Origin of the sequence: Sphaerisporangium sp. B11E5 (assembly GCF_039871875.1) — a bacterium.
GTDB lineage: Bacteria > Actinomycetota > Actinomycetes > Streptosporangiales > Streptosporangiaceae > Sphaerisporangium.
Genome location: NZ_JBDPMD010000008.1, coordinates 178,852 through 197,674 on the forward strand (window position 1 = coordinate 178,852; position 18,823 = coordinate 197,674).

Sequence of the window (18,823 nt, forward strand, 5' to 3'; positions counted from 1 at the left end):
ACCATGACCACCAGTAGCACGCTACGGCCCGAGGCCGGTGACCGAACGGTCACCGGCCCCGGGCCGGCGGCCCCGCGGCCCCGGGGTGACGGGGCGGCCGCGCTCGCGTTCCTCACGCCCGCGATCATCACGTTCCTCGTCTTCGTCCTCGCCCCGACGGCCGGCGTGCTCGTGCTGAGCTTCTTCAACTGGAACCTGCTCAGCGACGGCACGTTCGTCGGCCTCGACAACTTCGCCCGGCTGTTCAAGGACGGCCGCCTGCTCGGGGTCTACGGCTCCACGACGTACATGGCGCTCGCCATCCTCGCCGTCAACGTCGTCCTCGGGCTCCTGCTGGCGGTGCTGCTCGAATCGCGCATGCCGAGCTGGCTGCGCGGCTTCTTCCGCCTGTCGTTCCTGTTCCCGTTCGTCGTGTCGGCGTCGGCGGTGGCCCTGATCTGGCGGTTCCTGCTCAACAAGGACCTCGGCCTGGTCAACTACCTGCTCGGCCTCGCCGGGGTGGACCGCGTCGACTGGCTCGGGTCGTCGGCGTTCGCGCCGATCTCGGTGATCATGGTCAACTCCTGGAAGACGATCGGGTTCTCGATCCTCGTCTACATCGCCGGCCTGCAGTCGATCCCCAAGGAGATGCGGGAGGCCGCCATCGTGGACGGCGCCGGCGCCTGGACACGGTTCTGGCGCATCACGTTCCCGCTGCTCTCGCCGACCATCTTCTTCCTCGTCGTCATCAACACGATCAACTCGTTCCAGATCTTCGCCGAGCCGCGCGTGCTCACCCAGGGCGGCCCGGGAGACTCCAGCCGCACGATCGTGGAGTACCTCTACGACCGGGCGTTCGGGGACTTCGACCTCGGCTACGCCTCCGCGATCGGCATCACCTTCGCGCTCGTCCTCGTCGTGCTGACCGCCGTCCAGTTCTGGTTCTCGCGCAGATGGACCTTCTACTCATGAGCCCCGCGATCTCCCGTGCCGCCGCACGCGTCGTCACCTTCCTGGTGCTGGCCGTCGCCGCCCTCGCCATCACCGCGCCGTTCCTGTGGATCTTCCGCGGCGCGTTCTCCGGCTCGGACGCCGAGCTGTACCGCCTGCCGCCGACCCTCCAGCTCGGCAACCTCACGGTGGACAACTTCGGCCGCGTCGCCGAGCAGGTGCCGTACTTCCGGTTCTTCCTCAACTCGATCATCGTGTCGACCGTCGTCACCGCGGCGCAGCTCGTCACCTGCTCGACCGCCGGGTACGCCTTCGCGCGCCTGCACTTCCGCGGCAAGAACGCGATGTTCGCGGTCGTCATCGGCTCGCTCATGATCCCGATCCAGGTCACGATCGTGCCGTTGTTCCTGGTCATGTCGAAGATCGGCCTCACCAACACGTTGTGGGCGCTCATCCTGCCGGGCGTGTTCAGCGCGTTCGGCATCTTCCTGCTCCGCCAGCACTTCCTCGGGCTGCCGCGCGAGCTGGAGGAGGCCGCCAAGATCGACGGCGCGGGGCGGCTGCGCACGTTCGCGGGGGTCATCCTGCCGCTCTCCGGACCGTCCATCGCGACGCTCGGCATCCTGTGCTTCACCTACTGGTGGAACGACCTGCTGCTGCCCCTGGTGATGATCAGCGACACCGAGCGCCAGACGCTGCCGGTCGGCCTCGTGCTGCTCGCCGGCCGCTTCTCCACCGGGTCGCTCGGCACCATCGCGGCGGGCATCGCGATGGCCATCGTGCCGGTCCTGATCGTGTTCGTGCTGGCGCAGCGCTACATCGTGCAGTCCATCGCCTCCAGCGGGCTGAAGCTCTGATGTCTGCCCGGCCCAGCACCGCCGCCGCGGCGTCGCCGTGGCTCGCCTGGCGCGGTGTGCGCGCGTTCTGGCGTGAGCTGCCCCGCGGGCTCGCCGCCGGGGTGTGCGGCCTCGCGGCGGCGGTCCCGCTCACGGCGGCGCTGCTCTTCGCGGCCCCGGGGTGGATGCGGGTCATCGCGACGGTGCCGCCGGCCCTCGCGCTGACCGGTCTCGCCCGGTTCGCCGCCGCGACCGCCCGTGGTGACGGCCCGCGCCTCGCCCTGCTGCGCCGCATCGACCCCGTGCTCGCGCTGCTGCTCGCGGCCGGCGCGTCCCTCGCCGGGCTCGCCCTGGCCGCCGGCGGCGCCGCCACCGTGGCCGGTGCCGCAGGAGCCGCCGCGCTGATGCTGGTCTTCCCGTACGCCCTGGTCTACGGCGCGCTGCGGGACCGGCGCGGCGTGCACGCCCTGCGGGGCGGGGCGATCCTCGTCGCGTTCCGGCCGTCGCAGGCGCTCACGCTCGTCGCGCTGTACTGGCTCGGCGGCTTCGCGGTCGCCGCGTCCACCGGTGTGCTCGCACCCGTGGTGGCGCCGCTGCTGCTCGCCGTCACGGCGTCGATGACGATCGGCCTCCTCGACGAGATCGACGCGTTGCAGGGCCGCGCATGACCGGCGCCGCCAAAGGCGCGAACGTGACGATCTACCAGGTGGCCGCCCGCGCCGGCGTCTCCCCGGCCACCGTGAGCCGGGTCATGAACGGGGCGCGCGTGTCCGCCGAGTCGGAACGCCTGGTGCGGGCCGCCGCCGCGGAGCTGGCCTTCACCCCCAACCGCACCGCACGGCGGCTGCGCCGCAACCACTCCGAGGTCATCGCCCTGATCATCCCGGACATCGAGAACCCCTTCTTCACCGCGCTCGCCCGCGGGGTGGAGAACCGGGCCAGCGCGGGCGGCTACTCGGTGGTGTTGTGCAACACCGACGACGACCCGGCCCGCGAGTCGACGTACATCGGCATCGCGCTCGCCGAGCACATGGCCGGCGTCATCCTCGCCCCCGCGGGCGACGCCAGCGACGTCGGCCGCCTCGTCGCGTACGGCCGTCCCGTCGTCGCCGTGGACCGGAGCCTCGCCCGGCCCGGCGTGGACGCCGTCACCGTCGACAACCGGGCCGGGGGGCAGTCCGCCGCGGAGTCGCTGTTCGCCGCCGGGTACACCCGGGTGGCCTGCATCACCGGGCCGAGCACCGTCGAGACCGCGCAACTGCGCGTGGAGGGATGGCGGCAGGCCCGCGACCGCCACGGCACCGGCGGCGACGAGCTGCTGCGGTACGCCGACTACCGCGTGGACGGCGGCCGCGCCGCGATGGCGGACCTGCTCGCGCTCGGCGAGCCGCCGGACGCCGCGGTCGTCGCCAACAACCTCATGGCCGCGGGCGCGCTGGACGCGTTGCGCGACGCCGGGCTCACCCCGCCCGGCTTCGGACTCGCCGTCTTCGGCGACCTGCCGTTCGCGTCGTTCACCCGCCAGGGCATCCGCGTCGTGGACCTGCCCGCCCGCGAGCTCGGCGAGGCCGCGGCGGACCTGCTGCTCGGCCGCATCGCGGGCGACGACGGCCCGGCGCGCACGGTCGTCCTGCGCACCGACCGCTCACCGAGGGAGAAGAAGTGACCCCCAAGGCCTTCCTGGGCGTGGACATCGGCACCTCCAGCAGCAAGGGCGTGCTGGTGGACGCCGCCGGCCGCCTGCTGGCGTCCGCCGTGCGTGAGCACGAGCCCGCCCGCCCGCGCCCCGGCCACGTCGAGATGGACGGCGAGCTGTGGTGGACGGAGTTCCGTGACCTCGCCGCGGAACTGACCGCCGGTGTGGACGTCGCGGCGGTCGGCGTGAGCGGCATGGGCCCCTGCGTGCTGCTGACCGACGAGCACGACCGGCCGTCGCGCCCCGCCATCCTGTACGGCGTCGACACCCGCGCGGCCACGCAGATCGAGGAGCTCACCGCCGAGCTCGGCGGCCCGGAGGCGATCCTGGCCCGCTGCGGCTCGCTGTTGTCCTCGCAGGCCGCCGGCCCGAAGCTGCGCTGGGTCGCCGAGCACGAGCCGGACGTCTGGCGCCGCGCCCGCCGCCTGTACATGCCCGCTTCCTGGCTCGTCCGCCGCCTCACCGGCGCGTACACCCTGGACCACCACTCGGCGAGCCAGTGCACCCCGATGTACGACACCGAGGCCCTCGACTGGTACCTGCCGTGGGCGGGCCGCGTCGCGGACGGGCTGGAACTGCCGGCCCTGGCCTGGTCCGACGAGGTCGCGGGCACCACACGGGAGCCGGTCGCGGGCATCCCGGCGGGCACCCCGGTCGTCACCGGCTCCATCGACGCGTGGACCGAGGCCGTCAGCGTGGACGCCCACAACCCCGGCGACCTCATGCTGATGTACGGCACCACGATGTTCCTGATCGCGACCGTCGACCGGCCGCTCCGCACGCCGTCCATGTGGGGCACCGTCGGCACCTACCGCGGCTCACGCAACCTTGCGGGCGGCATGGCCACCTCGGGCGCCCTCACCGGTTGGCTGCGTGACCTCGCCGGCGCACCGGACTACGGCACGCTGCTCGCCGAGGCCGAGGCGTCCGGGCCGGGGGCCCACGGCCTGCTCGTGCTGCCGTACTTCGCGGGGGAGCGCACGCCGCTGCGGGACCCGGACGCCCGCGGCGTCGTCGCCGGCCTGACGCTCAGCCACACCCGGGGCGACCTCTACCGCGCCCTGCTGGAGGCCACCGCCCTCGGGGTGCGGCACAACGTCGAGGCCCTGCGCGCCGCCGGCGCGTCCGTGCGGCGTGTCGTCGCGGCCGGCGGCGGCACCCGCGGCGGCCTGTGGACACAGATCGTCAGCGACGTCACCGGCCTGCCCCAGCTCATCCCCGCCATCACCGTCGGCGCGGCGTACGGCGCGGCCTACCTCGCCGCGCGCACCACCGTCGCCGCCGGCATCGCCGGATGGAACCCGCCCGCGCGGACCGTCACGCCGGACCCCGCGCTCCGCCCCGCCTACGACGAGCTCTACACGCTGTACCGCGAGCTCTACCCGGCCACCCGAACCATCTCCCACACCCTCGCCGCCCGGCAACGGGCCCTCGCCTGACCATCGCGAAAGGACATGTCCATGACCGGCTACGCCTTCCCCGCCCCGCCGAGCCGCCCGGCCGCGCCGCCCAGGACCGCCTACCTGATCGCCAGCGGTGACCTGCGGCCCGCGGCCAACCTCGCCGGCTGGCCCACACAGGTGAGGATGGAGGCCGACGTCACCGCCGCCTTCGCCGAGCTCGGCTGGACCGTGGTGCGGGCCCACCCGCTGGACCCCGCCACCGGCCACGGCTTCATCTCCAGCCAGCGCATGGGCCTGGAGGTCTTCAAGACCATCCCCGCCGACGCGCCGCTCATCGTCGCCGAGGCCGTCTGGCAGTACAGCCACCACGTCCTCGCCGGCCTGCGCACCCACCGCGGCCCCATCCTCACCGTGGCGAACTTCGCGGGCGACTGGCCGGGGCTGGTCGGCCTGCTCGGCCTGAACGCCGGGATGGCCAAGATGGGGGTGCCGTACTCGACCATCTGGAGCGTCGACTTCACCGACGACTGGTTCAGGGCGGGCATCAAGAGCTGGGTCGAGACCGGCGCCATCGAGCACGACGGGTCCCACGTGCGTGACCTGCCCGAGCTGCCGGAGAGCCCGGAACGCGACCTCGGGCAGGCGCTCGCCCGGCAGCTCCTCGCCGACAAGGCCATCATCGGCGTCTTCGACGAGGGCTGCATGGGCATGTACAACGCGATCATCGACGACGAGCTGCTCAACCCGATCGGCGTCTACAAGGAACGCCTCTCGCAGAGCGCGTTGTGGGCGGAGATGCAGAAGGTGCCCGACGAGGAGGCCGACGCGGTCGGCGACTGGCTCGTCGCCAAGGGCATGACGTTCCGCCTCGGGGTCGACGAGGCCACCGAGCTCACCGCGGCGCAGTTGCGCTGGCAGTACAAGATGTACATCGCGGCGCTGCGCATCAGCGACGACTTCGGCCTGGACGCCGTGGGCATCCAGTACCAGCAGGGCCTCAAGGACCTGTCCCCGGCGTCCGACCTGGCCGAAGGCATACTCAACAACGCCGACCGCCCCCCGGTCACCTCGCGCGACGGCTCCCGTGTGTTGTGGGAGGGGCGGCCGCTGCCGCACTTCAACGAGGCCGACGAGGGTGTCGCCGTGGACGCGCTCGTCACCAACCGCCTGTGGACCGCCATGGGCCTGGACCCGGCGACCACCCTGCACGACGTTCGCTGGGGCGAGGAGTACGACGGCCGGTTCGTCTGGGTCTTCGAGATCTCCGGCTCGGTGCCGCCGTCCCACTTCGCGCGCGGCTACGCCGACGCGGTCGGCCGGCGGCAGGACCCGGTGTACTTCCCGCTCGGCGGCTCCACCATCAAGGGTGTCTGCAAGCCCGGCGAGATCGTCTGGAGCCGCGTGTTCGTGCAGGGCGGCCGGCTGCACGTGGACCTCGGCCGTGCCTCCGCCGTCTCCCTGCCCGACGAGGAGACCGAGCGCCGCTCCAAGGCCACCACCCCCGCCTGGCCCATCATGCACGCCGTACTCCACGGCGTCACCCGCGACCAGTTCATGGCCCGCCACAAGGCCAACCACCTCAACGTCGCCTACGCACCCGACGCCGAGACGGCCGGCAAGGCCCTCGTCGCCAAGGCGGCATTCTTCGCCGGCCTCGGCGTCGAGGTCCACCTGTGCGGGGACACGAGTATCGCATGAGCATGTCCCCGCGTTGAAAGTTCCGCCGAGTTCGTCTGGTCAGATCCGGCGGAAGTCTCACTGGGTGATGCAATGAAACAATCGAAGGTATGGATTCTCCCGCACACCGGTCCACGGCCGGGCCCGCCGTCGGCCTGACCGAGGCCGACGTCATCGCCGTCGCGTGCGGCCTTCCCGGCGTGACCGCGTTCACCGCCGGGAAGGCCGACGGCGCCCCCGAGATCGCGTGGGGCGACACGTTCATCTACTACGAGCCGGACGGGCGGACGGCGACCAGCCGCCACATGCCGTTCGCCACGATCGTCACCAAGGACTACCCGGGCTTCGACACCACCTCGGACCTCGACCGCCCCGGCGTCTTCCGCGTGAACGTCAACGCCGGCCGGGCGGCGTTCGAGCAGCTCGTCGGCTACCCGCCCGCCGCCCACGCCGACCGGCACGGCGACTGGGACTACACCGCCCTGGACCGGCTGCTCCCGCACCCCGTCTACGCCCCCCAGTCGTGGGTCAGCGTGCTGAACCCCGGCGAGGCGACGGCCGAGCACCTGCGTTCGGTGCTCACCGCCGCCCACGCCCGGGCCGTCCGGCGATACCGCTAGGCGGACAGCGCCGTCACGCTCTCCTCCCGAGGACCGGGCACCCGCGCCCTGAACCCCTTGAACACCATCCACCCCGCGAAACCCAGCTCCCAGGCGAACACCGGGACCGCCGTCAGCACCCCCCAGCCCGAGACCTGCTCGTACACCCCGAACAACACCGCCACGGCCGACCCGAACACCAGCGGCCCGCCGACCAGCCCCAGCACCGGGATCACCCGCGGCACCAGCCGCGAGCGGTACATCAGGTACGCCATCAGCACCGTGTTCACCCCGAGCACGAAGTTGGGCCCCAGCAGGAACGTCCAGTCGTGCACCGCCACCAGGGCCGCCCCCACGGCGACGAGCCCGTCCGCCCCCGCCGCCTCCTGCCGCAGCGTCACCACCGAGAGCAGCGCGACGATCCCCACGACGATGACCCCCGCCTCCAGCACCCGCAGCCCCACGTACCCCAGCGCGATCCCCTCGTTCACCCTCTTCGCCACCGGGAACAACGCGACCGCCGTCCCGACGACGGCGACCGCGGTGACCACTTCGAGCAGCGCCCCCCAGAAGATCTGGGCGTCGGCCCCACCCCCGGTGACGTACCCGCGGTCGCCCAGCACCGGCCCGTACAGCACGAGCCCCGCTATAGAAGCGACGTGCGTGACGAAGTACAGAATCCCCGCCGCCGTCGCGTTGCCCCTGTCAGCACCCACCGTGATCTCCCCTTGCCGCCGACCGGTTCTCTCCATGCACCGATCGTCGCGATCCGGCCCGTCCCCCCTCATCGCCAGAAGGGCCCGCTTCCGATCAGCCGATCGGCCGATGACAAGCGGGCCCCGCTGTCCCGTGACGACGGGTCGCGAACGCTACGCGGCGGCGAAGTCCGTGGAGAACGCGGTGTCCCTGGCGGCTTCCAGTTCCCTGAGGCGGCCGGTCAGCGCGGAGTGCACGTACCGGTAGGCGTCGCTGCCCAGGGTCAACCGGCGAGGGGCCGGTGTGACGTCCGCCGAGGCCACGATGGCGGCGGCGATGCGGTCAGGGTCGCCGGGGCCGCCGGCGGTGACGCCCCCGGGGCTCTCCATGTGCCGGCGCGCCTCCCCTACCGGCGTCGCGGCGTAGACGTCGAGGCCCGGTGCGATGTCCATCGAGGTGCCGAACGCGGTGCGCGCGACTCCCGGCTCGACCAGCGTGACCTCGATGCCGAACGCACCCACCTCCTGGGCGACGGCGTCGAAGAACCCCTCGACCCCCCACTTCGTGGCGTGGTAGAGACTGCCGCCGGGGAACGCCGCCTGGCCGGCCGCGCTGGACAACTGGATGATCCGCCCGCCGCCCTGTGCCCGCAACGGCGGCAGCACCGCGCGCAGAAGCTGGATGGGCGCGCTGAGGTTCGTGGCGATCTGCCGGTCGATGGCCTCGTCGCTGAACTCCTCGGCCGCGCCGAACGCCCCGTACCCGGCGTTCGACACGACCACGTCGATCCGCCCGAGCCCGGCGAACGCCCTCCCGACCACTTCCCGCAGCCGCGCGGTGTCGGTGACGTCGACCTCCGCCGCCCACAGGCGGTCGCCGTACACCGAGACGAGGTCACTCAGCCGGTCCGGCCGCCGGACCGCCGCGGCCACACGATCCCCGCGCTCCAGCAGCAGTTCGGCCATGGCACGCCCGAACCCGGAGGTGGCGCCGGTGATGAACCAGGTCTTGCCCATTGTCGTTCCCTTCATATCCAACCGTTTGGTTTAGTCGGTGAGGCAGTTCTACACCACCCCGGCCGAAGATTCAACCAGACGTTTGGATTGCTATCGTGGTCCCCATGCCGTACGACTCAGCCGCCACCCGCGCCCGCCTGCTGGACGCGGCGTTCAGCGAGTTCTCCGAACGCGGCCTGGCCGGCGCCCGCGTCGATCGCGTCGCCGCCGCCGCGTCCGCTAACAAACAGGCCATCTATGCCTACTTCGGCTCCAAGGAGGCCCTGTTCGACGCGGTGCTCGAAACGCGGCTGCGTGTTCTCGCCGACGCGGTCCCGTTCACCCCGGACGACCTGCCCTCCTACGCCGGCGCCCTCTTCGACGCCCTCCAGCAGACCCCCGAGCTCGTCCGTCTCTCCCAATGGCGCTGGCTGGAACGCGGGGACGCCTCCCCCGGGGAGGTTGCCTCCCACCGTGACAAGGCCAGGGAACTGGCAGGCGCGATGGCAGGCGCGGTGTCGGAGTCGCGCGCCATGGACATCTTGCAACTGGTCGTCGCCCTGTGCACCACCTGGTGCACCACCTCCCCCGGCCTCCGCGCCATCGGCGGCCTCGCCCCGGCGGCCCGCACCCGATCCCACCGCGCCGCCGTGGTCACGGCGGTGAGGGCCGTCGTCACCAGCCTCTCCGGCCTGGGTGACTGAGCCGCACACCGAGGGCAGCCGGTGCGGCGTCAGGGGGTGAGTGCGGCGGTCGCCACGACCTTTCCCGAGGAGGCGGGGCCTTTGCCCTCCTGCTGCAAGGTGATGGTCATCAGGGGGTACCCCTGGACGTCGACGCCCGCCCAAAGGACGACGGGTTCGCGGGAATCGCGCAGGTGGAAGGTGCCGATGGTGACCGTTCCCGCGGTGCCTTTCACCCAGCCCTGGTAGTACCGGCCGCGGCCCGCGGGGGGAAGCCCGGCCACCTCCAAGATGATCTCCACTCCCGAGGGTGTCTCGCGCACCAGGACCTGACCCGAGACGCGGGGGGCGAGATCCGTGCCCGCGAGCGCGACCGTCTTCGTGCCGCCGGGTACGGTGTCGCGTGCCGACAGCAGTCCGAGGCCGTAACCGGCCGCCATGGCCAGGGTCGCGGCGGCGAGGGTCGTGACGACCGCGCGGCGCCGGCGCGTGCCGGGCGGCGCCGGGGGCGGCCCGGGGGCGTGCAGGGTGGCGTCGAGGACGCGGCGCCGCAGGTCGTCCGGAGGAGGAGCCCACATGGCGTCACTGGCAAGCGCGTCGCGCAGCCGCCGGTCCAACGGGGGAGGCTCGTCGGCGTGAGCGCGGTCCTTCACAGGTCCCCCACGGCCGTCACCGACAACCTTGCTTCGCTGGTCACATACATACTACGCACCCGGGTGGTATTCAGTTTCGAGTGGCGGACGGTGAGTCCCCGGCCGTGAGGAAATCGGCGCCGAGGGTGTTCAGGAGTCGTTTCTGTGCGCGGGAGACGCGGCTTTTCACGGTACCGATCGGGATCCCCAGCCGCTGCGCGATCTCGTTCTGGGTCAGGGACTCGAAGTACGCGAGGTAGAGCACTGTGCGGTCGTCCGGCGACATGCGCTCCAGCGCCTCCCTGACGCACCATACCGTCCAGAGGCGCTCCAGGCTCTGCTCGTCGCCGGAGGCCGATTCGTGCGCGACGTGGTCGAGCGACACCGTGCCGGAGAACCGCCGCTCGCGGCGGTAGACGTCGATCGCGGTGCGCCGGACGATGGCGTAGAGCCAGGGCCGCAGGGATCTGCTGGGGTCGAAGGACGACGCGGCCTGCCACGCCTGCACGAAGGCCTGCTGCACGGCGTCGGCGGCCAGCTCGCGGTCGCCGAGCAGGTTCAGGGCGGCCGCGAACATCGGCGCGGCGAACCTGTCGTACATGTCGGCGAACGCGGCATGATCGCCTTGCCCGAAGCGCTCGGCAAGCGACGAGTCCGCATCAGGATCGGGCAATTCACTGCTCCACTCGTGCGGGTGCCGCGGTCCACGCACGCGGCTCGAAGGTGCTGACCCAGGAAAGCCGACGCGGCTACCGGCGCCCTCCCACCCGCCTGTCACCCGCATACCGTCCGGCGCGGCGCGGCCGCGAGCCCTGGGCCGCCGGAACAGGGAATTGTGTATTTTGACCACTAAGGGGAACGGCGCCGGCCCGAGACGCGTAACCATTGGTGAAATCGACACCGATAAGGGCGTCACGCAATCGCCCCCAAGCGTCGGAACGGACTCTTGCCGAATGGAACCCTCCGCGACCACGTTCGCCGTCACCCTGGCCGTGATGTACGGCGTGCACCCGGTTGCCGATCACTGGGTGCAGACGCACCACCAGGCCAGCACGAAAGGCGCGTACGGCGCGAACGCCTGGCGTGGGCGGGTCGCCGCCGCCGCCCACGTGCTGACGTACACGGCCACGCTCGCCCTCGCCCTCCTGCTGGTCGGCTGGCGGTTCGGCGTCACCTACGAGCCGGTGAAGATGACGCTGGGGCTCGGCCTGAACGCCGTCTCCCACTGGTGGGCCGACAGGAGGGCACCGCTGGCGTGGCTCGCCCACCTGGTCGGCCCACCAGTCGGCGAGTTCCACCGGCTCGGCGCCCCCCGCCCCGGCGGCACCGACCCCTCATGCCTCGGGACCGGCGCCTACGCCCTCGACCAGTCCTGGCACATGGTCTGGCTGGTCATCGCGGCCGCCGTCATGGTTTGAGCCAGGTCACCGCCCGGAGGACTCGTCCGGATACAGGAACGACCGGAAACCGGCGAGGTCGTCGGTGTTCAGCAGCACCGGCAGGGGCCGGTTCCAGGAGACGTCCCCCAGGGGGGCGAGCAGGCGCTGCCAGGTCGGACGGTCGCTCGGGCCGCCCCAGAACCTCACCCGCTGGCCGTTGGCCTCGGCGAGCTCGTAGATGCGGGCCAGCTTGGCCACCTCGTCGCGCTCCAGCCCGGTCTGGAACCGGAAGTTGAGGTCGTACCGCCCGCTGACGAGCGGCACCAGGCTGGAGGGCATGCGGAAGTCGGAGTCGTCGACCCGCAGGAAGCTCAGCACGCCGTCCCCGGCGGCGTGACGTTTGGGGCGGTCGAGGATGTAGCCGAGCCCGGGACGTTCCCCGGTGAGCACGACGTTGACGGCCCGCTGCACCGAGACACCGTCGCGGTCGTACTCGGTGAGGATGTCGGCGTAGTCGGCGAGCACCTCTTCGAGCTGGTCGTACAGGCGCCGCCGCTCGGTCTCGTCCCCGTCGTCGTTGCTGCCGGACACCCCCGCCTTGACGTCGATGAGGAGCTGCAGCACGGTGCCGGGACGGTGCGGGTACGGCTCGAACCCCGTGGCCCGCAGGTGGGCGCGCAGCGGATCCAGGTAGAGGCGTTGCATGGTCCGCCGTGGGTCGGGTGGGCTGACGTCCCCCCAGCGGTTGCCGACCTGGAGCAGGTCCGGTGCCTCGATCGTGCGCCAGACGTCCACCTCGACGCTGGTGTAGCCGAGCTCCAGCGCGTCCACCAGAGGCCGGTGGAGGTAGTCGTTGTGCGAATGGTGGTGCACGAGTCTCTCAGGTGTGCGGAATTCCTGGGTCATCGCTCCACTCCGGTGAGAAGTCATTCGGCCTCCTGGGCCGCCTTCACCAGTACGGATCGGCCGGTTGATCCGTTCCTGATGGCGCCCGGTATTTGTGAGAAATTACCGGTTGGGCGTTGCTGAGGAACCCTGACCAAATTTGCGCGCGTACAGGTCTGTACGAATTCCACCTTTGTGAAGGGAACTCAAGTGAGAGCCTGTACGGCTTTGGCCGCGGCGCTGCTACTGACGCTGACCGCCTCGCCCGCCCTGGCCGTCACCGGGACGCCCGCCGGGGAGATCCGCGGCGCCGGCGGCGCGGACGTGGTGCCGGGCAGCTACATCGCCGTCCTGCGGGACGGCGCGGCCACACGGTCCGGCGACGTCGCGGCGCTCGCGGCGAGGTACGGCGGCACGGTGGCGGGCGAGTACCGGCACGCGTTGCGCGGCTTCTCCGTGAAGACGTCCGAGGACGGCGCGCGGCGGCTGGCCGCCGACCCGGCGGTCGCCTACGTCGAGCGGAACCGGATCGTGCGCGCCACCGGTGAGCCGGAGACATCGGCGGCGCAGCCGAATCCGCCCTGGACCCTGGATCGGCTCGACCGGCGCTCGCCGGAGCTGGACCGCACCTACCAGTACATGACCACGAGCGACGGCACCGGGGTCCGGGCCTACGTGATCGACAGCGGGGTGCGGATCACCCACCAGGACTTCGGAGGCCGGGCCGAGTACGGCTGGGACACCATCGGCCACGACCCGGTCGCGGACGACTGCACCGGGCACGGCACCCATGTCGCCGGGACGATCGCGGGCACGACCTACGGCGTCGCCAAGGACGTGAGGGTCGTCGCGGTCCGCATACTCAGCTGTGAAGGCCACGGCACCCTGGACAGCTTCCTGCAGGGCATCGACTGGGTGGCGGACAACGCCGTCCGGCCCGCGGTGGTGAACGCCAGCGTCGGCGGCACGTCGTCGGGCGCCGTACGGGCCGCCGTGCGCGGACTGGTCGCCCGGGGGATCCCCTTCGTCGCGGCCGCCGGCAACGACAACGGGGACGCGTGCGCCGTGAGCCCTGCCAACACCGCCGAGGCCATCACGGTGGGCAGCGCGACCGCGCAGAACCGCAAGGCGGACAGCTCCAACTACGGGCGCTGCCTGGACATCTTCGCTCACGGCGTCGACGTGACGTCCGCGGGCCACGAGACCGACACCCAGGCCGTCGTCCTGTCGGGCACCTCGATGGCCGCGCCGCACGTGACCGGCGTGGCCGCGCGCTACCTCGACGACCACCCGCTCGCCACCCCGGACGAGGTCGCGCTCGCCCTGAATCGCAACGCCTCCGACGTGATGCAGCAGCCCGGTCTGCACTCCCCGCTGGAACTGCTCCACGCCAGCGTCGGACGTCAGCCCGACACCGACTGCACCGTCAATCCGGCCGCGAACAACAACGTCGGCATCCCCGACATCGGCACCGCGCACAGCATCATCCAGATCTCCACCTGTGACGGTGCGCTTTTCTACGGCGAGGTGCGCGTCAAGATGGGCATTCTCCACCCCCACCCCGAGCACCTGCGCATCAGCCTGGTGACCACCGGCGGCGACACCGTCCTGCTGAAGAACCTCGGGCAGCCCCTGTCGTCCGGCCAGATGTTCACGACTCCCGTGGAGGGCGCCCCCCGCGACGGCTTCTGGAAGCTGAAGGTCGAGGACCTCCACACCGGCGACGTGACCGGCCAGATCGACCACTGGAACATCGAGTTCTGAGGATCACCGTCATGAGCAACCCATTCGGTTCCTTTGAGTCGGCCGCGGACAGGCCACGCTGATGTGGTCGCGGCTCTGGACGACCACCCTGGTCATGGTGATGGTGGCGGGTTTGGTGGGGGCGGTGACGCCGGCGGGTGCGCTGGTGGAGCCTTCGCCCTCGCCCAGTGGTACGGCGGAGGTTCAGGGGCCGCCGGATGTGGGGGCGTTGCGCCGGTCGGCGGTGCCTCCGACGTGTTCGTCGCCGGGTGATCACGGCTGGTATCTGCTGGGGGAGAGTGACGCCGATTTCGGGGATCTGTATTTCGCCAACTGCCTGCCGAACCCGATGTACGGGTGGCGGTATCCGGCGAAGGTGTGGGCTCAGCGTACCGACGCGCCCGACTACCGGGTCTGTGTGCCGTTCGGTACGGCGACCACCGAGCCGGTGGGGTTCATGCGGATCCCGTGGAACTATCCGTATCCGCCGGAGGGTGAGCCGTACGAGTACGGCGAGATCTGGCTGCACGGGTACTCCAACAACCACCCGACCTGCACCGTGCCGCCCGACAGCGGGGAGCCGATCCCCCGGCCGCCGTGTGAGACGTGCGACCCGCCGCCCTACACCCCGCCGTGCCCGGCGTGCCTGCCGCCGGTCGTCACCGTGACCGGCACGATCAAGACCAAGGTCAACGCGGGCGCGCCTGAGCGTACCTTTCCTGGGGCCCGCTACAGCCTGGTCTACATCGACCGGGACGGGAACGAGCGGCCGGTGCTGGACGGCATGGACCAGATCGGCCGGCCGTCCGGGGGCGAGGTCACCGGCTTCTTGGACGAGCAGGGACGGTACAGCCTGACGTTCGTCTACCCGCAGGAGTACGCACTGATGGACGGCACCCGCTGGGAGGAGGGCTGCACCCCCACGGACGTGGTCTTCATGTTGTCCCACGCCTGCGCCGACGACGACCTGCGCTTGGTGGTCTACGCCGAGAACGCCGCCCACGACGTCAAGGTCATGGACAAGGAGAACAGAGAGGTGCAGGTGGCCGTGACGGTGCCGCTCGGCCTGTACTACGACCGCACCCCGGCACAGGAGACCGTGGTGGCCACCAGCCCCGAGGCCTACGCCTACGGCGGCGCACACACCTTCAGGGAGATCTGGCCGCAGGGCCTGCCCACGTCGTCGGCACGGTTCCTGATGACGGACGAGGACGACGCGTCATACGACCCCGACACTCAGGAGATCGAACTGGGCCGGGGGCTGGCGAGCGACAGCGCACCCGAGCACGAGATGGCGCACCTGTTCGTGTCCCTGCTGTACGAGCAGGGGTGGCCGCCGGCGGACGGATGCGAGGAGCACAGCTTCACCGTGCCGAGCAACCCCAAGTGCGCCTTCCAGGAGGGGACGGCCGAGTTCCTCGCCCAGGTCGCGGAGAGCCGTTACACCGGGTCCACGGTGTATCGCTACTGGGACATGGAGAGCTGCCGGTTCCTCGGCGACGAGGACTACCCGGCCGAGGACTGCCGGCCCGGGCCCGCGGTGGAGGGCCGGGTCGCCGCGGCGCTGTGGGACCTGCACGACGCCACGGGCGAGGAACGGGACGGCTTCGTCGACGACGTGACCGTTCCCCTGATCGACCTGCTCACTGTCATCGCCGCGTCCGAACCGCTCACCGTGGACGAACTCATCGAGGCCTGGCCCGATGTCCGCGACGACAAGCGGTTGCTCATGTTCATGAACACGCTGTCGACCCACGGCGAACCGGTGGACGCCAAGCCCGGTTCGGAGATCCGGGGGGACTGGATGGAGACACCGTGCCCGTCCTGCCGCGGCGGCTCCTACCTGCGCTCCTCGTCGGCGCGGCTGCCCAGCCTGCAGTGGAGCCTGCCGGCGATCGAGGCGTACGGACGCTACGACCTGTGGGTCCGGCTCCCTGCGGGGGACCCGGGCCTGGACAAGAGCGCGGTCTACGAGATCGAGCGAGCCCACGGGTTCCACGTGCTGCGGGCCGACCAGTCCGCCGCCGTGGACGGGTGGCTCAACCTCACGCCCGACGGCATCGTGCTCGACCCGGTGGACGCGGTCCACATCGTCCTGCGCCAGGAGGACCAGCCGCTGCGTTCCCTGGCCGCCGACGCGGTCATCCTGGCGCCGCACCTCGGCTGAGACCACCCTCTGGTCCCCGCCCGCCGTCCGGTCACCACCGGCGGCGGGCGAGGCGCTGTCATTCGACCGGAAACGGAGCACAGAAATGCGTTTATCGATGTCACGACTAGCCCTGGTCATGGTGATGGTGGCGGGTTTGGTGGGTGTGGTGACGCCAGCGGGTGCGCTGGCGGAGCCTTCGCCGTCGCCCAGTGGTACGGCGGAGGTTCAGGGGCGGCCGGATGTGGGGGTGCTGCACACGGGGACCGTGCCTCCGACGTCGTGTACGTCCACGGGCATGCACGGTTTCCATCTGATCGGTGCCGCCGATGATGATTTCGGGGATCTGTATTTCGCCAACTGCGCGCCGTATCCGGTGTACGGGTGGCAGTACCCGGCCAAGGTCTGGGCTTACCGGACCGACGCCCCCGACTACCGCGTCTGTGTGCCCTGGAACACCGTGACCCCGGTCTCGGTCGGGTTCAAGCGGTTCCCGCTGAACCACCCCTATCCGCCGGAGGGCGAGCCGTACGAGTACGGCGAGATCTGGCTGAACGGCTACTCCAACAACCACCCGACCTGCACCGTGCCGCCGGACAACGGGGAACCGATCCACCGCCCGCCGTGCGACACGTGCGACCCGCCGCCCTACACCCCGCCCTGCCCGGCGTGCCTGCCGCCGGTGGTGACCGTCACCGGCACCATCAAGACCAAGGTCAACTTGTCCGGCCCGCAGCGGACCTTCCCCGGGGCTCGTTACCACCTGGTCTACATCGGCCGCGACGGGTATGTGCGGCCGGTGCTGGACGGTATGGACGAGATCGGCCGGCCGTCCGGGGCAGAGGTCACCGGCTTCCTGGACGAGCAGGGACGGTACAGCCTGACGTTCGTGTATCCGCAGGAGTACGCGCTGATGGACGGCACCCGCTGGGAGGAGGGCTGCACCCCCACGGACGTGGTCTTCATGTTGTCCCACGCCTGCGCCGACGACGACCTGCGCCTGGTGGTCTACGCCGAGAACGCCGCCCACGACGTCAAGGTCATGGACAAGGCGACCGAACTGGTGCAGGTGGCCGTGACGGTGCCGCTCGGCCTGTACTACGACCGCACCCCGGCACAGGAGACCGTGGTGGCCACCAGCCCCGAGGCCTACGCCTACGGTGCCGCGTACACCATGCGGGAGATCTGGCCGGCCGACAAGCTGGTCCCGTCATGGATCCAGATGAAGGACGAGGGCTCCTCGGCATACACCCGTGGCACCCATTACATCGAACTGAACCGGGAGAGGGCGGACACGAACGCCCCGGAGCACGAGATGGGGCACCTACTGACCGACTTCCTGTACCAGGGCGGATTGCCGCCGCCGTACGGATGCCAAGAGCACTACTACACCTGGACGACCACTCCCAGTTGCGCCTGGGTGGAGGGAATCGCCGAGTTCGTCGCCCAGGTAGGGGAGAACCGCTACAACAACTCCACCCATCACGGCAGATGGGACATGGAAAGCTGCCAGACGCTTGGGAGTCAGCAAACTCCGCCGGAGCCGTGCGAGAACGGCCCATCGGTGGAGGGCCGGGTCGCCGCGGCGCTGTGGGACCTGTACGACGAAGGGCTTGAGCTGGACGACGGCCTCACCGACCTGGTGAGCATCGACCTGGAGCACATCGTCGCGGCCATCGACGAGTTCGAGCCGACCACCGTGGACGAGTTCATCGCGGCCTGGCCGGAGTTGCGGGACGACGACCGGCTGATCATGTTCATGAACACGTTGTCGATGCACGGCGAGGTCGCCGACGCCAAGCCGGGCTCGGAGATCCACGGCACGTGGCGGCCGATCCAGTGCGCGGCCTGCCGCGGCGGTTCGTACATGCGCGCGTCGAACACAGGCCTGCCGAGCCTCCGGTGGACCTTCCCCGAACCGGAGGAGCCCGGCCGGTACGACCTGTGGGTCCGGCTCCCCGGCGGCGACCTGGGGCTGGCCAGGGACGCGGTCTACGAGATCGAGCACGCCGACGGAAGCCATGTGCTGCCGGTCGACCAGTCAGCCGCCTCGGACGGGTGGGTCAACCTGACCCCGGCGGGGATCATGCTCGACGACGACGATATCGAGGTGGTCCTGCGCCACAAGAGCCTCCCGCTCTTCGAGCTGGCCGCCGACGCGGTGATCCTCGCACCGCACCTCGGCTAGCGGTGCCTCGGGCGCCTCTCCCGCCCGTGGCGGGGAGGCGTTCAAGGTGACCATCCGGTAGAACTCCACCACGAACGGGGGCGGAGCCACTCGGCTCCGCCCCCGTTCCCGTGGTGTGCCCGGCATGGGCGAGGCTGAATGCGTGCATTCGCGGGTGGATGAGCTACTTCGTCTTGGCGGACCTGGGACGCAGGCTCCGCGATGTGGACGAGTGGTTCCGCCGCCGGATGCGGCAGATCCGCTGGAAGGAGTGGAAACGCTACTCGGCCAAGCGCCGGATGCGGGGCCGCATGTCCGGTGGTGTGAGAGGAGGGTGAGGCGACTTCACCCTCCTG

18 protein-coding genes are annotated in these 18,823 nt (G+C 70.9%); 13 read left to right on the plus strand and 5 right to left on the minus strand.

The features are described 5' to 3' along the window. The first annotated feature begins 3 nt into the window (after positions 1 to 3). The 7 genes from ABGB17_RS11145 to ABGB17_RS11175 all read left to right on the plus strand — a co-directional run bounded on the left by ABGB17_RS11145 (position 4) and on the right by ABGB17_RS11175 (position 7,162). Positions 4 to 951: a sugar ABC transporter permease gene (locus ABGB17_RS11145; RefSeq protein ID WP_347628177.1), complete on the plus strand. Its 948-nt coding sequence runs from the start codon at positions 4 to 6 to the stop codon at positions 949 to 951. Then, complete coding sequence (locus ABGB17_RS11150) at positions 948 to 1,787, plus strand: carbohydrate ABC transporter permease (protein WP_347628179.1); 840 nt, start codon at positions 948 to 950, stop codon at positions 1,785 to 1,787. Before ABGB17_RS11145 ends, ABGB17_RS11150 begins: the two co-directional genes overlap by 4 nt. After that, complete coding sequence (locus tag ABGB17_RS11155; RefSeq protein WP_347628181.1) at positions 1,787 to 2,434, plus strand: hypothetical protein; 648 nt, start codon at positions 1,787 to 1,789, stop codon at positions 2,432 to 2,434. Before ABGB17_RS11150 ends, ABGB17_RS11155 begins: the two co-directional genes overlap by 1 nt. A 23-nt stretch (positions 2,435 to 2,457) precedes the next feature. Continuing rightward, positions 2,458 to 3,432 (plus strand): LacI family DNA-binding transcriptional regulator, encoded by a 975-nt coding sequence (locus ABGB17_RS11160; protein ID WP_347628183.1) that lies wholly within the window; start codon positions 2,458 to 2,460, stop codon positions 3,430 to 3,432. Next, the gene (locus ABGB17_RS11165) at positions 3,429 to 4,901 is read left to right on the plus strand and encodes an FGGY-family carbohydrate kinase (protein ID WP_347628185.1); all 1,473 of its coding nucleotides are present in this window, start codon (positions 3,429 to 3,431) and stop codon (positions 4,899 to 4,901) included. The genes ABGB17_RS11160 and ABGB17_RS11165 overlap by 4 nt, the downstream gene beginning before the upstream one ends. 21 nt (positions 4,902 to 4,922) lie before the next feature. Beyond that, positions 4,923 to 6,563, plus strand: a complete 1,641-nt coding sequence (locus tag ABGB17_RS11170; RefSeq protein ID WP_347628187.1) for a hypothetical protein — start codon at positions 4,923 to 4,925, stop codon at positions 6,561 to 6,563. Between the two features lie 89 nt (positions 6,564 to 6,652). Further along, positions 6,653 to 7,162, plus strand: coding sequence for a DUF6194 family protein (locus ABGB17_RS11175; protein WP_347628189.1), 510 nt, complete (start codon positions 6,653 to 6,655; stop codon positions 7,160 to 7,162). Here the strand turns inward: ABGB17_RS11175 and ABGB17_RS11180 are convergent. After that, positions 7,159 to 7,857, minus strand: coding sequence for a DUF4386 domain-containing protein (locus ABGB17_RS11180; protein WP_347628191.1), 699 nt, complete (start codon positions 7,855 to 7,857; stop codon positions 7,159 to 7,161). The two genes, ABGB17_RS11175 and ABGB17_RS11180, sit on opposite strands and share 4 nt — an antisense overlap. 153 nt (positions 7,858 to 8,010) lie before the next feature. Beyond that, positions 8,011 to 8,853 carry an SDR family oxidoreductase gene (locus ABGB17_RS11185; protein ID WP_347628193.1) on the minus strand — a complete coding sequence of 281 codons (843 nt, stop codon included), beginning with the start codon at positions 8,851 to 8,853 and terminating at the stop codon, positions 8,011 to 8,013. A gap of 104 nt (positions 8,854 to 8,957) precedes the next feature. Between ABGB17_RS11185 and ABGB17_RS11190 the strand changes: the two genes are divergently transcribed. After that, on the plus strand, positions 8,958 to 9,536 hold the full coding sequence (locus tag ABGB17_RS11190) for a TetR family transcriptional regulator (RefSeq protein WP_347628195.1): 579 nt from the start codon (positions 8,958 to 8,960) through the stop codon (positions 9,534 to 9,536). A gap of 29 nt (positions 9,537 to 9,565) precedes the next feature. Here the strand turns inward: ABGB17_RS11190 and ABGB17_RS11195 are convergent, their stop codons facing one another. Both ABGB17_RS11195 and ABGB17_RS11200 read right to left on the minus strand, forming a co-directional pair. After that, entirely contained in the window at positions 9,566 to 10,168 is a 603-nt protein-coding gene (locus ABGB17_RS11195) for an anti-sigma factor (protein WP_347628197.1), read from the minus strand. Between the two features lie 70 nt (positions 10,169 to 10,238). Further along, on the minus strand, positions 10,239 to 10,820 hold the full coding sequence (locus ABGB17_RS11200) for a sigma-70 family RNA polymerase sigma factor (protein WP_347628199.1): 582 nt from the start codon (positions 10,818 to 10,820) through the stop codon (positions 10,239 to 10,241). Positions 10,821 to 11,100: 280 nt separating this feature from the next. On the opposite strand from ABGB17_RS11200, the gene ABGB17_RS11205 reads away from it, so the two are divergent. Beyond that, the gene (locus ABGB17_RS11205; RefSeq protein WP_347628201.1) at positions 11,101 to 11,565 is read left to right on the plus strand and encodes a transcriptional regulator; all 465 of its coding nucleotides are present in this window, start codon (positions 11,101 to 11,103) and stop codon (positions 11,563 to 11,565) included. Between the two features lie 6 nt (positions 11,566 to 11,571). Here ABGB17_RS11205 and ABGB17_RS11210 read toward each other — a convergent pair whose 3' ends face one another. Continuing rightward, positions 11,572 to 12,432, minus strand: coding sequence for a hypothetical protein (locus ABGB17_RS11210; protein WP_347628203.1), 861 nt, complete (start codon positions 12,430 to 12,432; stop codon positions 11,572 to 11,574). Positions 12,433 to 12,621: 189 nt separating this feature from the next. On the opposite strand from ABGB17_RS11210, the gene ABGB17_RS11215 reads away from it, so the two are divergent. The 4 genes from ABGB17_RS11215 to ABGB17_RS11230 all read left to right on the plus strand — a co-directional run bounded on the left by ABGB17_RS11215 (position 12,622) and on the right by ABGB17_RS11230 (position 18,805). After that, on the plus strand, positions 12,622 to 14,175 hold the full coding sequence (locus ABGB17_RS11215; RefSeq protein ID WP_347628205.1) for a S8 family serine peptidase: 1,554 nt from the start codon (positions 12,622 to 12,624) through the stop codon (positions 14,173 to 14,175). A 61-nt stretch (positions 14,176 to 14,236) separates the two neighbouring features. Continuing rightward, the gene (locus ABGB17_RS11220) at positions 14,237 to 16,321 is read left to right on the plus strand and encodes a hypothetical protein (RefSeq protein WP_347628207.1); all 2,085 of its coding nucleotides are present in this window, start codon (positions 14,237 to 14,239) and stop codon (positions 16,319 to 16,321) included. A gap of 277 nt (positions 16,322 to 16,598) precedes the next feature. Next, the gene (locus ABGB17_RS11225; RefSeq protein ID WP_347628209.1) at positions 16,599 to 18,488 is read left to right on the plus strand and encodes a hypothetical protein; all 1,890 of its coding nucleotides are present in this window, start codon (positions 16,599 to 16,601) and stop codon (positions 18,486 to 18,488) included. A gap of 113 nt (positions 18,489 to 18,601) precedes the next feature. Continuing rightward, positions 18,602 to 18,805 (plus strand): group II intron maturase-specific domain-containing protein, encoded by a 204-nt coding sequence (locus ABGB17_RS11230; RefSeq protein WP_347628211.1) that lies wholly within the window; start codon positions 18,602 to 18,604, stop codon positions 18,803 to 18,805. Positions 18,806 to 18,823 lie beyond the last annotated feature (18 nt).